Origin of the sequence: Solidesulfovibrio magneticus RS-1, from assembly GCF_000010665.1 — a bacterium.
Lineage (GTDB): Bacteria > Desulfobacterota > Desulfovibrionia > Desulfovibrionales > Desulfovibrionaceae > Solidesulfovibrio > Solidesulfovibrio magneticus.
This window is the reverse complement of the sequence record NC_012796.1, coordinates 4335591-4356718: the sequence shown is the minus strand read 5'-3', so window position 1 is coordinate 4356718 and position 21128 is coordinate 4335591. Positions and strand designations below refer to the sequence as shown.

The window sequence follows — 21128 nt, the reverse complement described above, 5'->3', positions numbered from 1 at the left end:
TGCCCCGGCCGATACGACCGGACAAGCGCATTTGCCTACGAGAATTAGCGTGCCCCGTCAAGAATGGGCCGGCCGGCCCGCCGCGCCCCGGGGTGTGGGGCGGGGAACTTTTTTTCGCGTCAGGGAATTTTTCGCTTGACGGGTGGGAGGGTCGAGGATAAACACCTTTCTCGCCTCAACGATCCCCGGTAGCTCAATTGGCAGAGCGGGTGGCTGTTAACCACTAGGTTGGCGGTTCGAGTCCGTCCCGGGGAGCCAGCAGATTCAGGGAGTCGGTTTAACCACCGGCTCCCTTTTTCTTTGGGCAGCTTTTCGCCTTCCCCCTCGCGCATCCCCAGAACGACGCCCGCCCGGCCAGGCTTCTTGCCCGGACAACCCGCCAGATAGCGGCGGGAGGGGCCACGGGCCTTGGACATATTGCTTGATGACATGCCCCCAGGTCCCTGTTATTGAGAAGCATGGAATGGATCTTTATCAGCCTTGCCGTAGGACTTCTTGCCTTGGTAGCCATCTTCGCCATCGCAGCCAACAGCAATGTCAGTGCGACTGCCCCAGGATTCATCGACTTTGATAAATACAAGTCCCAGGAACTTTCCACGCGCGGGCTATTCAACAAGACCAAATGGTGATGCCCTTGGCGCGGCGTTTCAGCCGAGCAGGGCCGAGGACAAATTCTTGCCCCATGTTGGCTTTTGTTACAGAACTGGTATAGAATGCCATATGTCTCGGGCGGGATTATGAGGAAATCGGGAACAGACGGCAGGGGGAACTGACCGGATTTTCGTTTCAAAAGGGGAAGGCGCTCGGCATGCGCCCTTGGGCGCGGCTGCTGTACTTTACAGATCCGCCTTCCGCCGACTGTGGATTGACGAGAAAGGCTTTTGGGGTGGCTCCCGGAAGCCTTTTTCCTTTTAGCGTCGCCGGCCTCACCGCAGACCAGGCGTTTCCGTCCTTGCTGGAGTGTTCGTAGAGGCGCAGGCGCGAAATCGCCCATGCGGGTGCGGCGCGAGGCGGAGACGAGGAGGTTTTCCAAAGGCTGTCGTCGGCGAAACGGCATACGCGGGCGCGGCCCGAGACGGCGGCCTGGGCAACACCCTTGCCTGGCCCGGGGGCCGAAGGAACTGGCGAGCCGTTGCGGACGGGATGGAGCCTGGCCCATGCCTCAGGCCGGCGGCCCGGCAGACAAGGCAATGCCGCCGTGCCGACTTGGCCGAGGGGGGTGCCGTCAACAGGCCGCAAACATCCCCCGGGACCATGCCCAAGCGCCCAATGCCACGGGCGTCGTGGCCTTGCCTCGCGTCTGTCGCCGTCGCGTCGGCCGAGATCGGGCCGACGCGAGGGAAACCCGTTTCCCGGCTAGGCGTTTTGCTCCGACGCGTTGCCGTTGGCAATGGCGTTGATGGCTTCCTGCAAGGTCGAGAGCGATTCACGGCGGACGCCGATGACGCCCTTGCTCCCGTCCTCCCGCTCGTAACGCAGCAAGGCTTTCTGTTCCTTGTGCGAATAGATTGGTTCGTAAAAAACCGAGATAAAAGCATTTTTGTCAGTGTGGCTGGCCATGGTGATTCTCCAAGCGAGTAGAGTGCCCTGTCACCTTGACCGATAGCCCCAAAGCGGAGCTCCGGGCTACTCTAAATAATTATGGGGCCGGCGTGTTGCGTCGTATCTAATATCCTGTATAGCCATGTTGTATCGATCCGATGCACGGATTTTTTCTGCAAATTCGTCGCGCTGTAGGCAGGTTGCATGTCTTGCTGATGAATGGCCGAGAGGCGCGGGGTGTCGAACACTGGTAGAACTATCTAGTAACAATGCAAAAATTTTTTATTATAATAAATAAGTAAATCAATAACAACTAGAACTATTGACAGGTTATGCGTTATTAAATCCTCGATATGCATGTGCGAACAAGGAGGTCGCACATGCAAATCGAGTACAATACGGGCGAACGCCTGGACAACGGCATCCCCCTCGGCCTGCCGTATGCATCCGCCCAGGACGTCACGGCCAGGGTGCTGCAGGCGCGGGACGTCCCGTCCGCCTATGGGTTGCGGCACAAGGTGTTTGCCCAGGAATTGCGATGGGTGCCGCAAAGCGACGACGGCCTGGAACGGGACGTCTATGACGCCCATGCCCTGCATTTCGGCGTGTTTCGGGACAGGAAGATCCTTTCCTACCTGCGCCTGGTTTCGCCGGAGCATCGCTACATGCTGGAAAAGGAGTTTCGCGCCCTGGTCTCGCCGGACCATGACATCCGCAAGGCCCCGGACACGCGTGAGGTTTCCCGGTTATGCGTCAGCTTCGACGAGCGCGGCACCAAAGTGCGGACGTCCCTTGGTTCCCTGGGCGTGTCCATGCTGCTGTATCGCCAGGTCTACCAGTGGTGCGTCCCCAACAAGGTCCGCTATCTGTATCTGGTGGTCGAATACAAGGTGCTGCGGTTGCTTAAGATGTTCGGCTTTCCGTGCGTGCTGGTCGGTGAGCCGACGCGGATGCCCGACGGCGTGGTGGCGGCGGCGGCGATCATGGACTGGCGGGAATTCGAGGCGAAAAACCTGCTCTCGCGGCCCGAACTGCTGGACTGGTTCAATCAGGATCCAGAATACCGAGGTGGGTTGCTACCGCCACCGCCTGGGGCCTATTCTGGACGTCAAGTTTCTTTATGATGTTGTAGATATGATAATTGACCGTGCATTCGCTTATTTGCAGTATGGTTGAAATGTCCCAGGAGCTTTTGCCGTGCTTGAGCCAGCTGAGGACTTCCCGCTCGCGCCCGGAGAGTAATTTGCGGTTGTGCTGGATCAGGCGCGACTCGATGATTCTCGAAGAGGCCAGATGCAGATGGGGGACGATGGTCTGCAAAATGGCGATGACGGTCGGGTCATATTTCTTGAAATTTCCGGAAAAGGAAAACAAGCTGGCCTGCTTGCAAAAACCGAACGGTCTGGCGCCGTAGGTGTAGCCATGGATCAGGTTGAAGTCCGAGGCCAGGGTGATGAACTCGCGGGCCGGCTTGTGCGCTTTGTAGGTATGGTCCCAGTATTGCGGGGTAAAAGACGTGAAGTTGCGTTTGACGATGACGTCGATGCCGCTGAAGTTCTTCTCCTTGTAGGTTTGGAGCCATTCAACGGGATAGTTGATGTTGGCCAGTTCGTAGGACTCGACCGCGCCGTCCGAGCTCAGCTTGGCCAGGCCCGAGGTGGACTGGTCGAAGGGCACGATGGTGTTTAAAAGGGCAAATATCTGTTTGTACTCGGCTTCCGTGCTGCACTCCAGACATTTGACCGTGATGTCGAGCAGGGTAAGCGCGTCGAGTTTGGACAGTCGTGGCAGTTTTTTGGGGCCATCGTTTTGAGACATGGGCGGCGCCGTGTGGTTGAAGCTTCGTTGCCGGTTGGATCGAGACGGTTTCCCTGTTGCAAGGCTTGGCGTTCATGGGCCGGCCCCGCTCTCGCGCCGTGGCGTTTGCGTGTTGGGCCGGCAAACGGCGCGGCAAAGCCGCGGCAGCCTGCCGGCGGCCGGGCGCATCGCGAGGAGCCGGATGCCCGGAAGGGCCAGGGCCTTCAGCTTGGCCTACTCGGACCTGGGGCTGTTGACAAGTCTGTAAAAGAGAGCCTGTGCGGCAAACGCTTTTCGCGTGGCCTTTGCGGGCGGGCGGGATCAGGAAAGGTCGGGGAACGGGGCCAACAGCAGCTCGCCGAGGTCGAAGCCAGTCTCCAGACGGGCGCTGTCGCGTTCCACAGCCTCGATGTTGGCCGCCAGCAGAGCCACCAGCTCGCCGTCGATGCGGCCCCTGGCCGCCTCGTCGCCCAGGATCGACAGCGCCCGCTGCCGGGACAGGGCCGGTTTGTAATGGCGGGCCATGGTGATGGCGTCGTAGATGTCGACAATGGCGATGATGCGGCTTTGCAGCAGGATGGCCTCGCCGCGCAGGGCGTCGGGGTAGCCCGAGCCGTCCAGGCGTTCGTGGTGCTGGGAGATGATGGCTAAAAGGCGGGCCATGTTTTCGGGAAAGGGGATGTGCTGGAGGATGCGCCGGCTTTCCTCGGGGTGGCGCTCGATCTCCTTGCGCTCCTCGGGGGTCAGGTTGCCCCGGGCGATGCAAAGGCAGGCGGCTTCGTCCGGTTCGAGCACGGGCAGGGACCCGTGGGCGGTGTCCAGGCGCAGCTGGCTGATCCTGGCCACCAGGGCGAGGTCGTCGGAGCTGACGGCGTCGGCGGCGTTGATCCGGGCCAGGTGTTCCGCCTCAGGCCCGTAATCCCGCCCCTGGAGCTGGCCGAGCAGGGCCAGACGCTGGCCGATGACGGCCATGGTCCCGTCGGACAGGCGGGTGGCCTTGGTGAGCACTTCCTCGCGGATGCCGATCTTGCCCACGTCGTGGAGCAGCCCGGCGTAGAGCAGTTCCTCAAGATCGCTTGGGGTGAAGGTCACGCCGGCAAACGCGCCCTCGTCTTCGTGCACGGCCCGGGCCAGGGCCACGCCGAGGCGGGCCACCCGCTGGGAATGGCCCGAGGTGAAGGGATCGCGGGCGTCGATGGCCGTGGCCAGGGCCTGCATGAGGGAATTGATCAGGGTCTGGATGGACTTGAAGTGGAGCGCGTTGCCCAGGGCGATGCCGGCCACTGCGGCCAGGGTGCCGACGTGCTGGAGGTGGCTGGCCTCGAACAGCATGGGGACCGGCCCGGCCAGAACCAGCATGCCCACGCATTTGCCCGAGGACAAAAGGGGATAGACCAGCAGGGAGGCCACGTCGGCCTCGCCGGCCCAGCGTTTGTCGGCGGCCAGGTCGTTGATGATCTCGCCCTTGCGGCTGGCGACGATGGCGGTAAAAAGGGTCGAGGCGGCGATGTTGTCCAGGCGGCAGGCACTGGTCTGGCCGAAGCTCACGGCCGGCGCGAACGGGGCGTCGGCGGCTTCGCGCAAAAACACCATGCCGCTGTCGGCCGGCAGTTCGCCGCGGCGGCATTCGTCTAAAAGGGCCAGGGCCGCTTCGCGGGGGCGCAGGGAGGCGTTGAGTCCGGTGGTGGCCCGGTGGAGCAGGGAGACTTCGCGGTATTTGACCAGGGTTTCGGCGGCCAGGGTCCGGCGCAGGGCCTCGCCGTCGATGATGGTTTCCAGGCAGTCGGCGGCGAATCGGGCCGTTTCGGCCAGGGCGGCCTCGCCGGCCGGGTCCGGGGGCGCGCCTCCTGGCGGCGTGCAGGCCAGATAGCCCAGGATTAGGCCGTCCTGGCGCAGGGGTTCAAGCCGATGGACGCTTGCCGGGATGGGGTCGGCGGCGTCGATGACCGTGGCGGCCCAACCCGGGCCCAACATGCGGCTGGCCCGTTCGAGCAGGGGGGCCAGGGCCCTTTTTTTGAGCAGTCGCCGCAACGGCACCATGTCGGCAGATTCCCCGGCCCGCTCAGGGGTCGAGTCCGAGCAGTTCCTTGGCCACCTTGAGCACTTCATCGGGGTCGAAAGGCTTGGTCATGTAGCGGCTGGCCCCGAGTTCCAGGCCTTGGCGGCGGTCGACCTCCTGGCCCTTGGCGGTCAGCAGCACGATGCCGATGCCGGTGGCTTCGGGGTCTTCCTTGACGCGCTGGCAGACTTCGTAGCCGTTGAGCTTGGGCATCATGATGTCGAGGAAAACGACGTCGGGCTTGCGGGACTTGATGAGTCCCAGACCTTCCTCGCCGTTTTGGGCGGAAAGAATCTCCACGCCATAATCCTCTTCCAGCTCTTCCAGCGTCTGCTCCAGGAGCATACGGATGTGGACCTCATCATCGACGATGAGAATCGTTCCGGGCATGACCGTCTCCTTTGGGTGGCGCCAACCGACCCGAATGGTAGTCAATGCCCAAGCCGAAGGCAAGGACACACGGGCATTTGCGCGCAAAAAACCGAAAACGGCGGTCGGTCCGTGACCAGGATCAGTGATGATGGGAGCCGCAGGCCCCGCCGCAATTGCCGCCGGCCCCGGAAAAATCCAGGCTCGAATGGATGACGAAGCCCTGCGGCCCGCAGTCCACGGTGACCGGCGCGGCCTGATCGCACAGCAGCCGGGCCATGCACAGGGCATGACCGGCCGCCTCCACGACGACGTCGGCGTCCGTGGCCGTATCCGGGGCAAGGTCGAGCCGGGGGCCGGAGGCGTGCATAAAGGACAAAAAGATGCGGAGTTGCGGCCGGGCCGCGCCCGGGAAAAGGCCCTCCAGGGCCTGGCGGGCGGTCTCGGTCAGACGGATGGGGGACGTGGCGGCGGACTCCATACGCGTGACTTACGTTTCGTGGCGCGGGCTGTCAACCGGCCATGGACATTGAAGAAAAAAGGCCGGCGAAAGCCGGCCTGCAAACACGGTGTTTGGAGGGGACGTCGCGACAATCAGGAGCAGGAGCCGCCGCCGCAGCCGCCGCCGGAACCGCCGCCGCAACCCCCGGAACCGCAGGAGCCGCCGCCAAGCTGCAGGCTTGATTTCACGGTGAACCCGTAGTCGGTCATGTCGATGTCGATGGGGCTGGCCATGGCCGCCAGTTCCTTGTCCACAACAATGGTGTAGCCGTTGACGTCAAAGACGTCGTCGTTGTCCCGGGGCTCGTCCAGGGCCAGGGTCAGGGACGGACCGCAGCAGCCGCCCTTGTTGAGATAGACGCGGATGGGCGTTTTCTGTTTGTCGGCAAAGTAATTGTCCAGTTCGGTCCGGGCAGAATCGCTCAAAGAAACCATGGATACCTCCAGGCGAGAGTTGGTTAACGGGTAATCACGCCCCAGGGCATTGTCAAATACGCCTGGTCGATGGATTTTCGGGTGTTTGAGAGGAAAACGTGATGCAAGGGCGGTTTCGGCCCGTCTTGCTTCGGCCAGTCGGCCAAGCCCGTCGCCCTGTCCGGCGAACCGGCCGGAACCATAAAAAAGGCCGGCTGTCGCCAGCCGGCCCGGGAAAGCACATCAACCTCGGCGGTTAGACCGAGCAGGAACCGCCGGAACAGGACGAGCCGCAGCCGCTGCCGCCGCCCAGCTCCAGGCTGGAAGTCACCGAAAAGCCCATGTAGGTCATGTCGACCTTCAGCGGGGAAGCCTTCTCGTAAAGCTCCTTTTCGATGACAAAGGTGTATCCGGAAACGTCGAGCACCTCGTCCGCTTCGCGCGGCTCATCCAGAGCCAGCGCTAGTCTCGGACCCGCTCAGCCGCCAGACGACAGGTAAATACGGACCGGGGTCTTTTCCTTGTCGGCGAAATACCCATCCAACTGGGTCTTTGCCGATTCCGTCAACTCAACCATGGGAACCTCCATAGGACAAGCTCGTTCAATGCAACTAAGCATGACCGATCAGAAAGTCAAATAGGAGCCGCCGCCGGGCCGTCGGGCCGATTGCCAGGGTTTCCCCTTTTAGGCTAGACGGATGCAAAGCCGGACGGGAGTATTGCGTGAGCAAGCACAAAAAAATTATGACCGCCGGCGAGGTGCGCCGCACCCTGGAGCGCCTCGCTTTCGAAATCATCGAACGCCACGACCCTAGCTGCCATCTGGCCATCGTCGGCATCCAACGGCGCGGGGCCGAGCTGGCCACCCGGCTCAAAGCCCTCATCGACGCCCGGGGCCAGTGCGACGTGCCGCTGGGCAAGCTCGACATCAATCTCTACCGCGACGACTGGACCACCCGCGAGGTGCAGCCCCAGGTCGGGCCGTCGGAGATCGCCTTCTCCCTGGCCGAAAAAAACGTCATCCTCGTTGACGACGTGCTGTTCTCCGGCCGCACCATCCGGGCCGCCCTGGAAGCGCTGCTGGACTACGGCCGCCCCAAACGCGTGGAACTGCTCGTGCTCATCGACCGGCGCGGCCACCGCGAACTGCCCATCCAGGCCGATTACGTGGGCAAACGCGTGCACACCGAACCTGGCGAACGGGTGGATGTGGCCGTGGCCGAGCTCGACGGCGAGGACGGCGTGTTGCTCATGGAGTAAGGCACTTTTGGGGAACGCAGTACCTTGGCGGAGCCTCTGTACCGTTTCGGGAAGCCGTTGCCACGGCCCGGCAAAAGACGTATCCGGCGGCCATACCTGCTTCAGGAGGAAACCGCCATGACGATACTCGCCATTAACGGCAGCCCGCGCAAGAAATGGAACACCGCCCAGGTCCTTAAAAGCGTCCTCGACGGCGCGGCCAAGGCCGGAGCCGAAACCAAGCTTGTTCATCTCTACGACTACGACTTCAAAGGCTGCGTCAGCTGCTTTGAATGCAAGCGCATCGGCGGCAAGAACTACGGCCGCTGCGCCGTCAAGGACGGCCTGACCCCGCTTCTGGCCGAAGCCGCCGCGGCCGATGCCCTGGTCATCGGCACGCCCGTCTACTTCGGGGCCGAAACCGGCGAAACCCGCTCGTTCATCGAACGGCTGCTGTTCCCCTACCTGACCTACACCCCGGGCTACGCCGCCATCTTCCCGCGCAAGATCCCCACGGCCATGGTCTACACCATGAATGTGCCCGAAGACGTCATGGAACAGCGCAACTACGGCCACATGACCGGTCTGGCCCAAGGCTTCATGAGCCGCACCTTCGGCGCCTGCGAAGTGCTCACCGTCAACGACACCTACCAGTTCGACGACTATTCCAAATATCTCTGCACCGTCTGGGACGCCGAAGCCAAGGCCAAACGCCGCGAGGAAGTGTTCCCGCAGGACCTGGCCAAAGCGTTTGATTTGGGCGAGAGATTGGCGGCGGGGTTTAAAGAGTAGGACGATGGACTATAACAGGTCGGAATAAGAATAAGATGCCTCCGGCGGCCAAAGGGGTGACCCCTTTGGAATCCCTCCTGAAAGACGAAACGGGGACGACGTTACAACGTTGTCCCCGTTAAATCTCGCTCATCAAGGGGGTCCGGGGGGGATTATCCCCCCCGGCCGCCGGAGGCATCTTTATATTCTTTTCCCCTACGCCTGGCACCGCTTGCACACGATTTCGGTGCCGATGCCGGAGCGGGTGAACAGTTCCAGGATGATGCAGTTCTCGACGCGGCCGTCGAGGATGTGGGCTTTTTCCACGCCCGCGTCCACGGCTTCCATGCAGCAGCTGACCTTGGGGATCATGCCGCCGACCAGCACGCCGTCGGCCATGGCCTGGGAGGCTTCCTTGATGTCCAGCGACGAGATGAGCGTCTTGTCCTTGTCCAGGACGCCGGAAACGTCGGTTAAAAGCACCAGGCGCTTGGCCCCGAGGGCGGCGGCTACGGCTCCGGCCACGGTGTCGGCGTTGATGTTGTAGGTCTCGCCGTCTTCGTCGACGCCCACTGGCGCGATGACCGGGATGAATCCCTGGGCAAGGAGCGTGGTGATGAGCTGGGTGTTGATGCCGGTCACTTCGCCGACCTTGCCGAGGTCGATGATTTCGGGCGGGGCGTCGCCGCGTTCCAGCACCATTTCGAGCTTGCGGGCGGTGATGAGCCGGCCGTCCTTGCCGGACAGGCCCACGGCCGAGCCGCCTTTGAGGTTGATCAGGTTGACGATGTTTTTGTTGACCTTGCCCACGAGCACCATCTCGACCACGTCCATGGTGGCGTCGTCGGTGACGCGAAGGCCTTGTTTGAACTGGCTTTCGATGTTCAGCAGCTTAAGCATCCGGCCGATCTGCGGGCCGCCGCCGTGGACGATGACGGGGTTGATGCCGATGTATTTGAGCAGGATGACGTTTAAGGCGAAGCTTTCCTGCAACTGTTCATCGACCATGGCGTGGCCGCCGTATTTGATGACCACGGTCTGGCCGTAGAAATTGCGGATGTAGGGCAGGGCCTCCAGCAGCAGATGCGCCTTGGCGTGTTCGCGGTTCATTGTCGCTCCCCGGGAGATTAGAGAATGTACCGGGACAAATCCCGGTCCTCGGCCACGTCGGCGAGCTTTTCGCGCACGTAGGCCGGGTCCACGACCACGGTTTGGCCGCCCTGGTCCGAGGCGGCAAAGGACAGGTCGGATAGAATCTTTTCCATGATGGTGTAAAGCCGCCTGGCTCCGATATTCTCGGTGTCCGCGTTGATACGCTGGGCGAACTGGGCCACTTCCCGCAGCGCCTCATCGGTGAATTCCAGGGTCACGTTCTCGGTGGCGAGCAGGGCCTTGTACTGCACGGTGAGCGCGTTTTGCGGCTCGGTGAGGATGCGGTGGAAATCCTCGGCCGTCAGCGCCCGCAGCTCCACGCGCAGGGGAAACCGGCCTTGCAGCTCCGGCACGAGGTCGGAGGGCTTGGAGAAGTGGAACGCGCCGGCGGCGATGAACAGAATATGGTCGGTCTTGACCATGCCGTACTTGGTGTTGACCACGCAGCCTTCGACCACGGGCAAGAGGTCGCGCTGCACGCCCTCGCGGGACACGTCCGGCCCCTGGCCGCCGCCCTGCCTGCCGCAGATCTTGTCGATCTCGTCGATAAAGATGATGCCGGTCTGTTCCACGCGCTCCCGGGCCGTCTCGGAAACCTTGTCCATGTCCACCAGCCGGTCGGACTCCTCCTGCAGGATCACCTCGTAGGCCTCGCGCACCCGCATGGTCTTGGTCTTCTTGCGCTGGGGAAAGGCCTTGGAGAACAGGTCCTTGAACTGGCTGCCCATCTCTTCCATGCCCGGCATGGACATGATCTCCACCTGGGGCGAGGGCATGGACACCTCCACGGGCACCATGCGGTCGTCGAGCTTGCCCTCGCGCCACAGCTTGCGCAGCTTGTCGCGGGTGGTCAGCCCTTGCTCGCCGGCCGGCTCGGCCGGGGCCTCGATGGCGGCCGGCATGGGGATGGGGCCGTGGGCCGGACGCTGGGATTCGGGCAGGAGCAAATCAAGCAGGCGTTCCTCGGCGGCCTTCTCGGCCTTGACCCGCACCCGCTCCAGTTCTTCCTGGCGCACGAGGTTGACGCCGATTTCCATGAGGTCGCGCACCATGGATTCCACGTCGCGCCCGACATAACCGACCTCGGTGAACTTGGTGGCTTCGACCTTGAAAAAAGGCGACCCGGCCAGCCGCGCCAGCCGCCGGGCGATCTCGGTCTTGCCCACGCCCGTGGGGCCGATCATGATGATGTTTTTGGGCGCGATCTCGTCGCGCAAGACCGGCTCGATCTGCTGGCGACGCCAGCGGTTGCGCATGGCGATGGCCACCATGCGCTTGGCGTCGCGCTGGCCGATGATGTATTTGTCGAGTTCCGAAACGATTTCACGCGGCGTCAGGCTGGCGTGCATGGGTGCTCCTTGCTGCGGCGTCCGCGAAAAGCGCCTTGGCGCTTTCGCTGGCAAGCCACGAAAACCATTCTTCTTCTACGATACGCAATTAAGCAGGCTTTTCCAGCGTCTCCACCACCAACTGGTCGTTGGTGTAGACGCACATCTCGGCGGCGATGGCCATGGATTTTTCCACGATCTCCCGGGCCGACAGTTCGGTGTTGCGCAACAGCGCCCGGGCGGCGGCCATGGCGTAGGGGCCGCCGGAACCAATGGCGGCCACGCCGTCGTCGGGCTCGATGACGTCGCCCGTGCCGGATAAAATCAACACATTGCCGGCGTCGGCCACGATCATCATGGCCTCCAGACGCCGTAAATACTTGTCTTTGCGCCAATCCTTGGCCAGCTCCACCGAGGCGCGCACGAGGTTGCCGCCGAATTCCTCCAGCTTGGCCTCGAAGCGCTCGAAAAGCGTGAAGGCGTCGGCCGTGGCCCCGGCAAAGCCGATGACGACCTTGTCCTTGTACATCCGGCGCACCTTGCGCGCGGTATGCTTGACGGCAATGGCCTGGCCCAACGTCACCTGCCCGTCGCCGGCCACGGCCACGCCGGCCTCGGTCCGCACCGCCACAATCGTCGTTCCACGTAGTTGCATCGTGAGTTTGCCTCCGGCGGCTGGGGGAAGGAACCCTTTTTTGAAAAAAAGGGTTCCTTCCCCCAGACCCCCATCCTCCCCAAAAACTTTCAATGGGGGGGTGTACTTTTCACCAACTATGGGTCGTATCAGCCGAAAATCTTCTCTCGGGCCTGCCGCCCGCCGACCATCCCCCCTCCGCACGACCGTCCCCAGGTCGGGGGTCCGGGGGGCTGAGCCCCCCGGCCGCCGGAGGCATCCTACTCTCCCGCGTTCCCGCCAAATAACGCATCCGCCGCCGAGCGCCAGACCCCGAAAGCTGCCGTGCCGTGCAGGTACATGCGCACTTCGCGCAGTCTTCCGCCCCTTAACGCCTCGGCCATAACGCCAAGGGCGATGGGCGCGGCCAGGTGGACGGGGAAACCGTAGACGCCGGTGGACACGGCCGGGAAGGCGACGGTGGTCAGGCCGTGTTCCACGGCCCGGTTGATGGACTGGGCGTAAGCCGAGCGCAGGGCTTCGGGTTCGCCCGTCTCGCCGCCGCGCCAGATGGGGCCGACGGTGTGGATGATGTGGCGGGCGGGCAGCTCGAAGCCGGGAGTGATGACCGCGCCGCCGGCCGGCAGGCTGCCGATGCGGGCGATGATGTCGCGGCAGGCTGCGGGCAGTTTCGGGCCGGCGGCGCGGTGGATGGCCCCGTCCACGCCGCCGCCGCCGGCCAGGGCCGAGTTGGCGGCGTTGACGATGGCGTCGGCGTCATCGACGGTGATGTCGCCTTCGATGAGGCGAAGGCTTCCTGGGCCGATGTCGTAGGCGGCGTGTCCGGGCATGGGGAACACCTCCGGGGCATGGTCTTGGGACGGGCGGTTTCCTGTTGCGATACCGAACGCTGCAAGAAGACCGGCGTGTTTTCGAAGCACCGCCGGGCTTAGGGCAAGGCGGCAGTCGGCCCCATGACGGCCAATCCGGCGCTGCCCGGCGCAAAGGCCGCCTTGGCGGTGCGGGCGATGTCGTCCGGGGTCACGGCGTCGAGGCAGGCGGCGGTTTCCTCAAGCGGGATGGAGCGGTTAAACAGCAGGATGTTGCGGGCCAGGCGCATCATGCGGTTCTCGGTGGATTCCGCGCCGAGGTATAAAAGGCCCTTCAAGTGTTCGCGGGTGTGGTCGAGTTCCTCGGCCGTCACCGCGCCGTCGGCCACGGCGGCCAGTTCGGCGTTGACCACCGAGAGCAGCTCGGCCGTGCGGTCCGGGTCCACGGCGGCCTGGATTTCCAGCAGCCCCACGTCGGCCAGGCCGTTGACGCCAGCGTAGATGGAGTAGGCCAGTCCGCGTTTTTCCCGCACTTCCTGGAAAAGCCGCGAGGACATGTTGCCGCCAAGCAGCGTGGCCAAAAGGGTATGGGCGAAGCGGTCGGCGCTGACGTTGCCGACCGAGGGGTAGGACAGGATGACGTGGTTTTGTTCCCAGTCACGGCGCTCGGCCAGGTACGGCGGCGTGTAGGCCCCGGCGGCCGGCGCGGGCGCGGTCTGGATTTTTCGCAACGAGCCGAAGGCGGCCTCGGCCATTTCGGCCAGGGCGTCGTGGTCAAGGGCCCCGGCGGCGACCACGGTGATGGCCTCGGGATGGTAAGCGGCGCGCCGCCACTGAGCCAGGGCCTCGGCCGTGACCGCGCCCACGGACTGCGGCGTGCCGGTGATGGGATGGGCCAGCCCCGGATCGGCCCAGGCGGCGGCCCAGAAGTCCTCGTGGATTTTTTCCTCGGGCGTCTCCTCGACCATGGAGATTTCCTGCAGGATGACGGCCTGTTCCCGGGCCAGCTCCTCGGGATCAAGCAGCGGACGCAAGACGATGTCGCTTAAAATGTCGAAAGCCCGGGCCAAGTGGGCGTCCATGACGCGCACGTGGAAACAGGTGGCCTCGCGGGAGGTAAACGCGTTGGAAAGCCCGCCCAGGGTGTCAAGTTCCTTGGCGATGGCCAGGGCGTCGCGCCGGGCCGTGCCCTTGAAAGCCATGTGCTCCATCAGATGGGCCATGCCTTCCTGACCCGGGGCTTCGTGGCGCGAACCGGCCTCGATCCAGATGCCGAGGCTGGCGGTTTTGGAAACGGGCATGTGTTCGGTGACGATACGGACGCCGTTAGGCAGCCTGTCGGCGCGGATACGGCTGTCGGATTCGGTGATTTGGCGCATCGCCTGGGGCTACGGGGCTTTGGACGCGGCGTCAAGAGCGCCGGCATACTTGCGGTACAGCCCCCGGAACTGGTGATAGCCAAGCCCGAGCAACCCGGCCGCCCGGCGCTGGTTGCCGCCCGAACGCGCCAAGGCGCGGCCGAGCAGCGCGATTTCCAGGGACGCGACAGCTTCGGTGAAGTTGGGGAGGGGAGAAGATGGGGATGCCTCCGGCGGCCAGGGCGCTGCCCTGGACCCGTCGGGGGGGATCATCCCCCCCGAACCCCCTGGATGGGGGGAAGGGGTGGATGAAACAGTAGATGCCTCCGGCGGCCAGGAGGGGGTCACCCCCTCCTGGACCTCCCGGGTGGGGGACAGGGCGGCGAAAGGGTCGAGGGTGATCGTGTCGATAAGGGGGGTGGGGCAGGCCAGCACGGCGCGTTCGACCACGGTCTTGAGTTCGCGGATGTTGCCGGGCCAGGGGTGGGCGGCAAGGGCGGTCATGGCAGCCCGGGAAAAGGTCGGCGGCTCGGGCCGGCCGAGCTGGGCGGCGAACCGGGCGGCGAACCGCTCGGCCAGGTACGGGATGTCGCCATGGCGCTCGCGCAGGGGCGGCATGACCAGCACGCAAAAGGCCAGCCGGTCCAGGAGATCGGGCAAGAGCCTGCCCTTGGCCACGAGCCGACGCGGATCGACGTTGACCGCCGCCACGATGCGCACGTCCACGGCCACGGGCTGGCTCGACCCGATGCGCTCAATAAGCCCATATTCCACCGCCCGCAGCAGTTTGGCCTGGACGGCCACCGGCGCGGCGTGGAGTTCGTCCAGAAACAGCGTCCCCCCGTCAGCTGTCTCGAAGCGCCCGGCCCGACGCCGCGCCGCGCCGGTAAAAGCCCCGGCCTCATGGCCGAACAGCTCGGATTCCATGAGCGTTCGGGGCAAGGCGGCCAGATTGACCGGCACATAGGGGCGGTCCCAGCGCGGGGAATGGTAGTGCAGCCGGGCGGCGGCCAGCTCCTTGCCCGTGCCGCGCTCGCCCACGACGAGCGCCGGCCGGTCGATGCCGGCGGCCTGGGCCACGGCCTCCATGCAGGCCAGAAAGGCGTCGGATTGGCCCAGGGCCTCGGCCAGCCAGGGAGCGTCGGGCGTCATGGCGATTTTCTCCAGTTTTGTGGCGAAAAATACCAGTATCTGGCGATAACTGCAACGATCTTGCTTCGTCATTTCGGGCAACATCCTGAAAGTACGACAGAAAATATCTGGCACGCTCCCTGCTTTACGGCAGCCATCACGGCGCAGCCGCGCCAGGAGGAACGCCATGGGTATTTTCAGCCGCTTCCGCGACATCATCCACTCCAACATCAACGCCATGCTCGACAAGGCCGAGGAGCCCGAAAAGCTCATCCGGCTCATGATCCAGGAGATGGAAGAAACGCTGGTGGAACTTAAGGCCGACTGCGCCCGCACCATGGCCCAGGCCGCCCGCATCGCCCGCGAACACGACATGCTCGCCGCCGCCGCCGGCCGCTGGGGCGAAAAGGCCGAACTGGCCGTGGACAAGGGCCGCGAAGACATGGCCCGGGAGGCGCTGCTGGAAAAGCGCGACCTCGAAACCCGGGCCAGCGTCGTGGCCGGCGAACTGGCCGCCGTGGAAGGCCTCATCGAAGCCTGCCGCGAAGACATCGCCACCCTTGAGGAAAAGCTCGCCTCGGCCAAGGAGCGCCAGCGCACCCTGCTGGCCCGCCATATGCGCGCCACCGGACGCAAGCGCATGCGCGAGGACGTCTCCCGCGCCGACTCCAGCGAAGCCCTGCAACGCTTCGAGGCCTTCGAAGCCCGCATCGACCGCCTGGAAGCCGAAGCCGAACTGGCCGGCACGGCCGCCTCGCGACGCCGGCCGGCCGAAGACCAAAGCCTCGACGCCCGCTTCGACCGCCTGGCTGCCGACGAAGACGTGGAACGCGAACTGGCTCAAATCAAATCCCGCCGCGCCCAGTAGGGCGGAGGGGGAGGCCTCCGGTGGCTGGGGGCCTGAGGCCCCCAGAACCCCCACCTGGGAAAAGGCATAAGGGGAACGTCGCGGCCCCAAGACGGACACGCTGTTGCAAAAGGACAAGCAGTGCTGGAACACACAGTTTATATCGGCCACGTGCCGCTGGTCGTCAAAATCCTTCTGGTGGTCGCAGCCATCCTCGTGCTGCGGCAGTTGCGCCGCCGCGACGACCGGGTGCGCGGCCGCGACGAGGAAGCGGCCATGGCTGTGGTGGACGAGGTGCGCGCCGGACTGGCCCGCCTGGAAGAGCGCATGGACAACCTGGAAACCCTGCTGCCGGAAGCATCCGGCAAACGAGGCGGACATGAGAAGCCGTAACGACGATTTCCCCGGCCGCAAAAAGCTCTATCGGTCCCGAAACGGCTTGGCCCTGGGCGTGTGCCGGGGGCTGGCCGACTATCTCGGCTTGCCGCGCTGGGTGGTGCGGGCCTTTGTGGTCGTGCTGTTTGTTTCCACCGGTTTTACGGCCGCGATTCTCTACTTTGCCGCAGCCTTCTTCGTGCCCCTGGCTCCCGAAACGGGGGGGGGCGAAGACATCGACACGGGCCGGCTCGGCCGGGCAGCAGTCGATGTATCGCGGCGTTTCAAGGATTTGGATGTCCGGCTTTCGCGGATGGAGTCCCATGTGACCTCCCGGGAGTATGATTTCGACCGGAGATTGCGCGGCCGATGAGCGGGAGGAAACGTCTCTTGTGCGATTTTTAACAAAGATGGTGTTCGCCTGGCCTATAGTGATTCTTGATATGGTGAAGATGGGAACAATTGCCCCGGGCATGAATCCTCCCCGGCGCACGGGGCGTTGCGAAAGCCCTGGTGTCGGGTGGCTTCGGATGATTGCGTGTTGATGCTACGTTGACGCAGCGCGGGCATAATTTCTTGGCACAGATGAGCGAGGAGGCATCCTGGAGCGGCTGTACGCTTTCTTGGTTAATTACTATCGTGTTGCATCGGTGGTTTGTTCGGGCATCTGGTTCGGCTATTGGCGTCGCATGGCTCATGTAACTGTGGAAAAAGTACACACATAAAACGTCTCTTGCTTCGGTCCGCTGGCGTTGCTAGGAGGATTTTGCCCAATAACGCCACCCCTGCCGCGAGGCAGGTCCGGAAAGCCGCGGGTCTCGACGGCCGTCGTCGAGACAGCCGGGCCGCTGGGAAACACCGAGGGGGACGTCATGCGGGTTTCCATCGCGGCCAAAATCATGGCCCTGGTCATTGCTTCCGTCGTCGCCACCGTGGCCATCATCCAGGCCGTGGCCTACTCCAGCGTCAAGGACGGCTACGAAGCCGTCACCGCCCAGGCGGTCGAAAGCTATCTTCATGTCCTCAACCGCCAGATCGAATCCTACAAGGAAGTCTACGCGGACATGGCCCGGACCCAGGCCTTGCGTCCCAACGTCATCGACGGCGTCCTGGCCGGCGACACGGCCAAACTGCGCGATCTCGGCCAAACCCTCATGGCCGGCGGCAAGGCCGACCTCGTTGTCTTCGCCAACGCCAAGGCCGACGTCTTGGCCCGGGCGCATAACGACAAGGCCGGCGACAACATCGGCAACCAGGAAGGCGTCAAGCGCGCCCTGGCCGGCGAACCCTGCTCGGTTTTCGAATCCGGCAACACGGTGCGTTTTTCCATCCGCGCCTATGCGCCCATCAAAAAAGACGGGGCCGTCATCGGCGTGGTCATCGTCGGCCAGGACCTTTCCAACAACAGCACCCTTGTCGACGGCGTGAAAAAAGACCTGGGAGCCGAAGCCACCATTTTTTACGGCGACACCCGCGTCTCCACCTCCCTGGTCGTTGACGGCAAACGCGCCGTGGGCACCGCCCTCGACAACAAGGCCATCGTCGATGCGGTGCTGCGCCAGGGCAAAACCTATCTGGGCGAGAACACCCTGTTCGGCCGCCTCTACCGCACCGCCTACGCCCCGCTCAAAAACGACGGCAACATCGTCGGCATGGTCTTTATCGGCGTGGACATTTCCCAGGTCATGGCCGCCCGCGACGCCATCATCAAGCAGATCGGCCTAGCCGGTCTCGGCAGCCTGATCCTGTTCGCCGCCCTGGCCTGGTGGCTGTCCAAGGTGCTGGTTCGTCCGCTTTTGGCCTGTATGGACTTCGCCCGAGCCGTGGCCCGGGGCGAGACCGACCGGGCGCTCGTCGTTTCCCGGGCCGACGAGACCGGCGTTCTGGCCCAGGCCCTGACCGCCATGGCCGGCGACATCCGCTGCCGCATGGACGAGGCCGCCGCCGCCAAGCAGCAGGCCGAAGCCGAGGCCCTTTGCGCCAAGGCCGACCGGGCCAAGGCCGACGAGGCCTGCCGTCTGGCCGAAACCGCCAAGATGGAAGGGATGCTCCACGCCGCTGAACGCATCGAGGTCGTGGTCGAGGCCGTGACCAACGCTTCCCACCAGCTGGCCGCCCAGATCGAGCAGTCCACCCAGGGGGCTAAGGACCAGTCGCGCCAGGTGGCCGAAGCCGCCGGCTCCATGGAGCAGCTCAATTCCACGGTGCTGGAGGTGGCCAAAAACGCTTCCGAGGCCGCCGATGCCGCCGAGGCCGCCCGCAAGCGGGCCGAGGAAGGCGCATCGGTGGTGGACGAGGTGGTGCGCGGCATCTTCCAGGTGGCCGACCAGGCCCGGGGCCTCAAGGACGACATGGGGGCGCTGGGCCAGAAGGCCCAGAACATCGGGGCCATCATGGAAGTCATTTCCGACATCGCCGACCAGACCAACCTCCTGGCCCTTAATGCCGCCATCGAGGCCGCCCGGGCCGGCGACGCCGGCCGGGGATTTGCCGTGGTGGCCGACGAAGTGCGAAAACTGGCCGAAAAGACCATGACCGCCACCAAGGAAGTCGGCGCGGCCATCCAGGGTATCCAGGACGGCGCGCGGCGCAACGTCGCCGGTTTCGACAAGGCCGTGGAAGGCGTGGAAGCCGCCACCGATCTGGCCCGTCGTTCCGGCGAGGCCCTGACCTCCATCGTCGGCCTTGTCGACGCTGTGGCCGATCAGGTACGCTCCATCGCCACCGCCGCCGAAGAACAGTCCGCCGCCGCCGAGGAAATCGGCCGCACCGTGGACCGCGTCAGCCGCATTTCCGGCGAAACCGCCCAGGCCATGGGCGAGTCGTCGGCGGCCGTGGACAACCTTGCCGGACAGGCCAAGGCCTTGCAGGGGCTCGTCCTCGACATGCAGCGCGAGGGGGAGGCCAAGGCCTAGACCGCCTGCTCCGGTCCGGAGCCGCATGTATGATGGGACTGCTTTCTTCCCTGGTGGTGGCCGGGGCCACCCTGGTCGGTCTGGTGATTCTTGGCGCGGTGTTTCTCATCGGCGTGCGTCTCGTGCGCCCGGCAGGCCGGGCCGCGCCCGGCGGCGACGCCGATGAGGTCCGGCTGCTCCAGGAAATCCACCGAAGCCTGGAACGTCTGGAATCCCGGGTCGATACCCTCGAAACCGTGGTGCTCGACGCCCGGGCCAAGGGGCGCGGGTCATGCGACACGTAAGCGAACTCGATTGGCGGCGGCTTTACCGCTCGCGTACCGGGGCCGTGCTTGGCGTGTGCAAGGGGCTGGCCGCCTTTCTCGACGTGCCCGTGGCCGCCGTTCGCGCCGGCGTGGTCCTGCTGACCCTTTCCGCCGGCGTGTGGCCCGTGGTCGCCGCCTACGTCATTGCCGGTTTCTGCCTCAAGCTGGAGCCGGCCCTGCCCCCGGACTCCGAGGCCGAAAGCGACGCCTGCAACGCCTATCAGACCGACCGCAAAGCCGTCTTGGCCCGGCTGCGCGACCGGGCCGAGCGCCTGGAACGCCGGGTACGCCGCCTGGAAGACCACGTCACCTCCCGGGAATTCGACTTCGATCGCCGCCTGTTCCGGCCCTGACCCCTCGCCCCTTGAAAATACAACAGTATTTTCAAGACCTCACGCGGTGCTCGGAAGCTGCTTGCAAGGCGAAAGACCCCTTTTCAAGGCTCGTGGCCAAGACGAACCGCTGACGGCCAAGCCCAGATCCGCAGCGTTGGAAACCTTTGGATGCCGCAAAAAAAGGGCGCGGGGACCCTGTCCCCGCGCCCGAAGCGTTTCCTGTCTCCCCGGGCTACCAGCGCCCGGGCATGATCGACTGCCAGGCCTCCGGAATAAGCGGCCGGAAATCCTTACCCACCTGCCACAGCTTGGTCAGCCGTCCCTCAATGACAATGGAGCGCGGCCTGGGCCGCAGCGCCCGATAATGGCGCGGAATCTGGAAGCGATTGTTTTTTGACAGCACCACGTCCAACTCGGCGTCCCGGTCGCGCACCACCAGCGCCTCCGGGAAAAAGACGGTATGCTTGAGTCTTGCGGCCATGGCCTCGAACAGCGCGGCATGGAGCTGGCTGAAAGGCTCGGCCGTATGCCGGGCTGTGGGCGCGGCCACATTTTCGTTGGCCACGAACGCCACCGGCCCGTCCGGCAGCGCGGCATACACGCCCGGATCGCGCGCGTCGGCCGCCATCACCTGCCCGACGCCCAGGGAACGCAGCAAGGCGTCGGTGCGCTCGCTGATGCCCGAATCCAGCTCGAAGCCGTACAACCGGGTCTCCCCCACCCCGTTGCGCCTGGCCTGAAACCAGGCCGCGGCCAACAAAATGCCGCTGCCCGTGCCGATGTCCAGACCCAAAAACGGGTCCTGCACCATGGCCGGCGGCAATGGCCGGTTGGCGATGGAACGGAAAATATGGGCCGTGCGCGGCAAATCCGTCAGCATCCGCAGCGGGTAGGCGCTGTAGTCCCCGGCCAGGGGCAACACCTTCTCCAGCGAACCCTCGGACCACAGCTCGTAAAACTGCTCCAAAAGCCCGCTGATCTCTTTGAGCGCAATGGGGTGCTCCTGAGAGCCGGGATACAGACAAGCATGGAAATACTTGAGCAAAAGGCTCAAAATGTCGGCTTCGGCCATGGGCGTTGCCGGGCTTGCCAGCCGCTCGAAGTCATTTCGCAACGTCCCGGAACGGTAAACGTCAGCGGCGATGACGGTTTCCCGACGGATCGCGGCCGGCGTCTGCCGCCGTGGCGAGGCGGAAGCGGCGTCGTTTGGTCGCATCATGGGCTCCTTCCTTGGATAAGCGGTCCAA

General features: G+C 64.4%; 24 protein-coding genes, 1 tRNA gene and 1 riboswitch. Of the genes, 11 read left to right on the top strand and 14 right to left on the bottom strand.

Annotated elements, in window-relative coordinates:
* Positions 1–182 precede the first annotated feature (182 nt).
* Positions 183–258, top strand: a tRNA-Asn gene (locus DMR_RS18060).
* Between the two features lie 200 nt (positions 259–458).
* Positions 459–629 carry a hypothetical protein gene (locus tag DMR_RS25100; RefSeq protein ID WP_173362484.1) on the top strand — a complete coding sequence of 57 codons (171 nt, stop codon included), beginning with the start codon at positions 459–461 and terminating at the stop codon, positions 627–629.
* Between the two features lie 727 nt (positions 630–1356).
* On the opposite strand, the gene DMR_RS18055 is transcribed toward DMR_RS25100, so the two are convergent.
* A complete protein-coding gene (locus tag DMR_RS18055; protein WP_015862481.1) occupies positions 1357–1560 on the bottom strand; it encodes a hypothetical protein in 204 nt (67 codons plus the stop codon).
* Positions 1561–1922: 362 nt separating this feature from the next.
* Between DMR_RS18055 and DMR_RS18050 the strand changes: the two genes are divergently transcribed.
* Positions 1923–2666, top strand: a complete 744-nt coding sequence (locus DMR_RS18050) for an acyl-homoserine-lactone synthase (protein ID WP_015862480.1) — start codon at positions 1923–1925, stop codon at positions 2664–2666.
* Here DMR_RS18050 and DMR_RS18045 read toward each other — a convergent pair.
* The 6 genes from DMR_RS18045 to DMR_RS25450 form a co-directional block, all read right to left on the bottom strand.
* Positions 2587–3360: a LuxR family transcriptional regulator gene (locus DMR_RS18045; RefSeq protein WP_015862479.1), complete on the bottom strand. Its 774-nt coding sequence runs from the start codon at positions 3358–3360 to the stop codon at positions 2587–2589. The two genes, DMR_RS18050 and DMR_RS18045, sit on opposite strands and share 80 nt — an antisense overlap.
* Before the next feature lie 300 nt (positions 3361–3660).
* On the bottom strand, positions 3661–5379 hold the full coding sequence (locus DMR_RS18040; RefSeq protein WP_015862478.1) for an HD domain-containing phosphohydrolase: 1719 nt from the start codon (positions 5377–5379) through the stop codon (positions 3661–3663).
* 22 nt (positions 5380–5401) lie between these two features.
* Positions 5402–5788, bottom strand: a complete 387-nt coding sequence (locus tag DMR_RS18035) for a response regulator transcription factor (RefSeq protein WP_015862477.1) — start codon at positions 5786–5788, stop codon at positions 5402–5404.
* A 121-nt stretch (positions 5789–5909) separates the two neighbouring features.
* Entirely contained in the window at positions 5910–6248 is a 339-nt protein-coding gene (locus DMR_RS18030; RefSeq protein WP_015862476.1) for a hypothetical protein, read from the bottom strand.
* 113 nt (positions 6249–6361) lie between these two features.
* Positions 6362–6703, bottom strand: a complete 342-nt coding sequence (locus DMR_RS18025) for an IscA/HesB family protein (RefSeq protein ID WP_015862475.1) — start codon at positions 6701–6703, stop codon at positions 6362–6364.
* 235 nt (positions 6704–6938) lie between these two features.
* Positions 6939–7259 carry an IscA/HesB family protein gene (locus DMR_RS25450; RefSeq protein ID WP_232502828.1) on the bottom strand — a complete coding sequence of 107 codons (321 nt, stop codon included), beginning with the start codon at positions 7257–7259 and terminating at the stop codon, positions 6939–6941.
* 146 nt (positions 7260–7405) lie between these two features.
* Here DMR_RS25450 and pyrR point away from each other — a divergent pair, with 146 nt between their 5' ends.
* Positions 7406–7942, top strand: coding sequence for a bifunctional pyr operon transcriptional regulator/uracil phosphoribosyltransferase PyrR (pyrR, locus tag DMR_RS18010; RefSeq protein WP_015862472.1), 537 nt, complete (start codon positions 7406–7408; stop codon positions 7940–7942).
* 117 nt (positions 7943–8059) lie between these two features.
* Positions 8060–8713 carry a flavodoxin family protein gene (locus DMR_RS18005; RefSeq protein WP_015862471.1) on the top strand — a complete coding sequence of 218 codons (654 nt, stop codon included), beginning with the start codon at positions 8060–8062 and terminating at the stop codon, positions 8711–8713.
* Positions 8714–8908: 195 nt separating this feature from the next.
* Here the strand turns inward: DMR_RS18005 and argB are convergent, their stop codons facing one another.
* The 6 genes from argB to DMR_RS17975 form a co-directional block, all read right to left on the bottom strand.
* Entirely contained in the window at positions 8909–9802 is an 894-nt protein-coding gene (argB, locus tag DMR_RS18000) for an acetylglutamate kinase (protein ID WP_015862470.1), read from the bottom strand.
* 17 nt (positions 9803–9819) lie between these two features.
* Positions 9820–11193, bottom strand: coding sequence for an ATP-dependent protease ATPase subunit HslU (gene hslU, locus DMR_RS17995; protein ID WP_015862469.1), 1374 nt, complete (start codon positions 11191–11193; stop codon positions 9820–9822).
* Between the two features lie 88 nt (positions 11194–11281).
* A complete protein-coding gene (hslV, locus tag DMR_RS17990; RefSeq protein WP_015862468.1) occupies positions 11282–11827 on the bottom strand; it encodes an ATP-dependent protease subunit HslV in 546 nt (181 codons plus the stop codon).
* A gap of 239 nt (positions 11828–12066) precedes the next feature.
* Positions 12067–12636: a macro domain-containing protein gene (locus DMR_RS17985; RefSeq protein WP_015862467.1), complete on the bottom strand. Its 570-nt coding sequence runs from the start codon at positions 12634–12636 to the stop codon at positions 12067–12069.
* A gap of 98 nt (positions 12637–12734) precedes the next feature.
* Complete coding sequence (locus DMR_RS17980; RefSeq protein WP_015862466.1) at positions 12735–13994, bottom strand: M16 family metallopeptidase; 1260 nt, start codon at positions 13992–13994, stop codon at positions 12735–12737.
* Between the two features lie 9 nt (positions 13995–14003).
* Positions 14004–15125, bottom strand: coding sequence for a sigma 54-interacting transcriptional regulator (locus DMR_RS17975; RefSeq protein ID WP_015862465.1), 1122 nt, complete (start codon positions 15123–15125; stop codon positions 14004–14006).
* Positions 15126–15291: 166 nt separating this feature from the next.
* Between DMR_RS17975 and DMR_RS17970 the strand changes: the two genes are divergently transcribed.
* From DMR_RS17970 to DMR_RS17945, 6 genes are all read left to right on the top strand, one after another.
* Positions 15292–15972 (top strand): PspA/IM30 family protein, encoded by a 681-nt coding sequence (locus DMR_RS17970; protein ID WP_015862464.1) that lies wholly within the window; start codon positions 15292–15294, stop codon positions 15970–15972.
* Between the two features lie 120 nt (positions 15973–16092).
* A complete protein-coding gene (locus DMR_RS17965) occupies positions 16093–16344 on the top strand; it encodes a hypothetical protein (protein ID WP_015862463.1) in 252 nt (83 codons plus the stop codon).
* Entirely contained in the window at positions 16331–16699 is a 369-nt protein-coding gene (locus DMR_RS17960; RefSeq protein ID WP_043601056.1) for a PspC domain-containing protein, read from the top strand. Before DMR_RS17965 ends, DMR_RS17960 begins: the two co-directional genes overlap by 14 nt.
* Before the next feature lie 395 nt (positions 16700–17094).
* Positions 17095–17179, top strand: a riboswitch (cyclic di-GMP riboswitch).
* A gap of 19 nt (positions 17180–17198) precedes the next feature.
* Entirely contained in the window at positions 17199–19241 is a 2043-nt protein-coding gene (locus DMR_RS17955) for a methyl-accepting chemotaxis protein (protein WP_043601053.1), read from the top strand.
* A gap of 29 nt (positions 19242–19270) precedes the next feature.
* Entirely contained in the window at positions 19271–19525 is a 255-nt protein-coding gene (locus DMR_RS17950; protein ID WP_015862461.1) for a hypothetical protein, read from the top strand.
* Positions 19513–19899, top strand: coding sequence for a PspC domain-containing protein (locus tag DMR_RS17945; RefSeq protein ID WP_015862460.1), 387 nt, complete (start codon positions 19513–19515; stop codon positions 19897–19899). Before DMR_RS17950 ends, DMR_RS17945 begins: the two co-directional genes overlap by 13 nt.
* Positions 19900–20113: 214 nt before the next feature.
* Here the strand turns inward: DMR_RS17945 and DMR_RS17940 are convergent, their stop codons facing one another.
* The gene (locus tag DMR_RS17940) at positions 20114–21100 is read right to left on the bottom strand and encodes a hypothetical protein (protein WP_232502827.1); all 987 of its coding nucleotides are present in this window, start codon (positions 21098–21100) and stop codon (positions 20114–20116) included.
* Positions 21101–21128: the final 28 nt, after the last annotated feature.

What these genes read in the sequence shown, in the direction of transcription:
- DMR_RS17985 (WP_015862467.1), bottom strand. Translation starts at nt 12,636, where the DNA reads ATGCCCGGACACGCCGCCTACGACATCGGCCCAGGAAGCCTTCGCCTC.
- DMR_RS17970 (WP_015862464.1), top strand. Translation starts at nt 15,292, where the DNA reads ATGGGTATTTTCAGCCGCTTCCGCGACATCATCCACTCCAACATCAAC.
- DMR_RS17940 (WP_232502827.1), bottom strand. Translation starts at nt 21,100, where the DNA reads ATGATGCGACCAAACGACGCCGCTTCCGCCTCGCCACGGCGGCAGACG.
- DMR_RS17950 (WP_015862461.1), top strand. Translation starts at nt 19,271, where the DNA reads ATGATGGGACTGCTTTCTTCCCTGGTGGTGGCCGGGGCCACCCTGGTC.
- DMR_RS18050 (WP_015862480.1), top strand. Translation starts at nt 1,923, where the DNA reads ATGCAAATCGAGTACAATACGGGCGAACGCCTGGACAACGGCATCCCC.
- DMR_RS18040 (WP_015862478.1), bottom strand. Translation starts at nt 5,379, where the DNA reads ATGGTGCCGTTGCGGCGACTGCTCAAAAAAAGGGCCCTGGCCCCCCTG.
- DMR_RS18030 (WP_015862476.1), bottom strand. Translation starts at nt 6,248, where the DNA reads ATGGAGTCCGCCGCCACGTCCCCCATCCGTCTGACCGAGACCGCCCGC.
- DMR_RS17980 (WP_015862466.1), bottom strand. Translation starts at nt 13,994, where the DNA reads ATGCGCCAAATCACCGAATCCGACAGCCGTATCCGCGCCGACAGGCTG.
- hslV (WP_015862468.1), bottom strand. Translation starts at nt 11,827, where the DNA reads ATGCAACTACGTGGAACGACGATTGTGGCGGTGCGGACCGAGGCCGGC.
- DMR_RS18005 (WP_015862471.1), top strand. Translation starts at nt 8,060, where the DNA reads ATGACGATACTCGCCATTAACGGCAGCCCGCGCAAGAAATGGAACACC.
- DMR_RS18045 (WP_015862479.1), bottom strand. Translation starts at nt 3,360, where the DNA reads ATGTCTCAAAACGATGGCCCCAAAAAACTGCCACGACTGTCCAAACTC.
- DMR_RS25100 (WP_173362484.1), top strand. Translation starts at nt 459, where the DNA reads ATGGAATGGATCTTTATCAGCCTTGCCGTAGGACTTCTTGCCTTGGTA.
- DMR_RS18055 (WP_015862481.1), bottom strand. Translation starts at nt 1,560, where the DNA reads ATGGCCAGCCACACTGACAAAAATGCTTTTATCTCGGTTTTTTACGAA.
- DMR_RS18035 (WP_015862477.1), bottom strand. Translation starts at nt 5,788, where the DNA reads ATGCCCGGAACGATTCTCATCGTCGATGATGAGGTCCACATCCGTATG.
- hslU (WP_015862469.1), bottom strand. Translation starts at nt 11,193, where the DNA reads ATGCACGCCAGCCTGACGCCGCGTGAAATCGTTTCGGAACTCGACAAA.
- DMR_RS17975 (WP_015862465.1), bottom strand. Translation starts at nt 15,125, where the DNA reads ATGACGCCCGACGCTCCCTGGCTGGCCGAGGCCCTGGGCCAATCCGAC.
- DMR_RS17945 (WP_015862460.1), top strand. Translation starts at nt 19,513, where the DNA reads ATGCGACACGTAAGCGAACTCGATTGGCGGCGGCTTTACCGCTCGCGT.
- argB (WP_015862470.1), bottom strand. Translation starts at nt 9,802, where the DNA reads ATGAACCGCGAACACGCCAAGGCGCATCTGCTGCTGGAGGCCCTGCCC.
- DMR_RS17960 (WP_043601056.1), top strand. Translation starts at nt 16,331, where the DNA reads ATGAGAAGCCGTAACGACGATTTCCCCGGCCGCAAAAAGCTCTATCGG.
- DMR_RS18025 (WP_015862475.1), bottom strand. Translation starts at nt 6,703, where the DNA reads ATGGTTTCTTTGAGCGATTCTGCCCGGACCGAACTGGACAATTACTTT.
- DMR_RS17955 (WP_043601053.1), top strand. Translation starts at nt 17,199, where the DNA reads ATGCGGGTTTCCATCGCGGCCAAAATCATGGCCCTGGTCATTGCTTCC.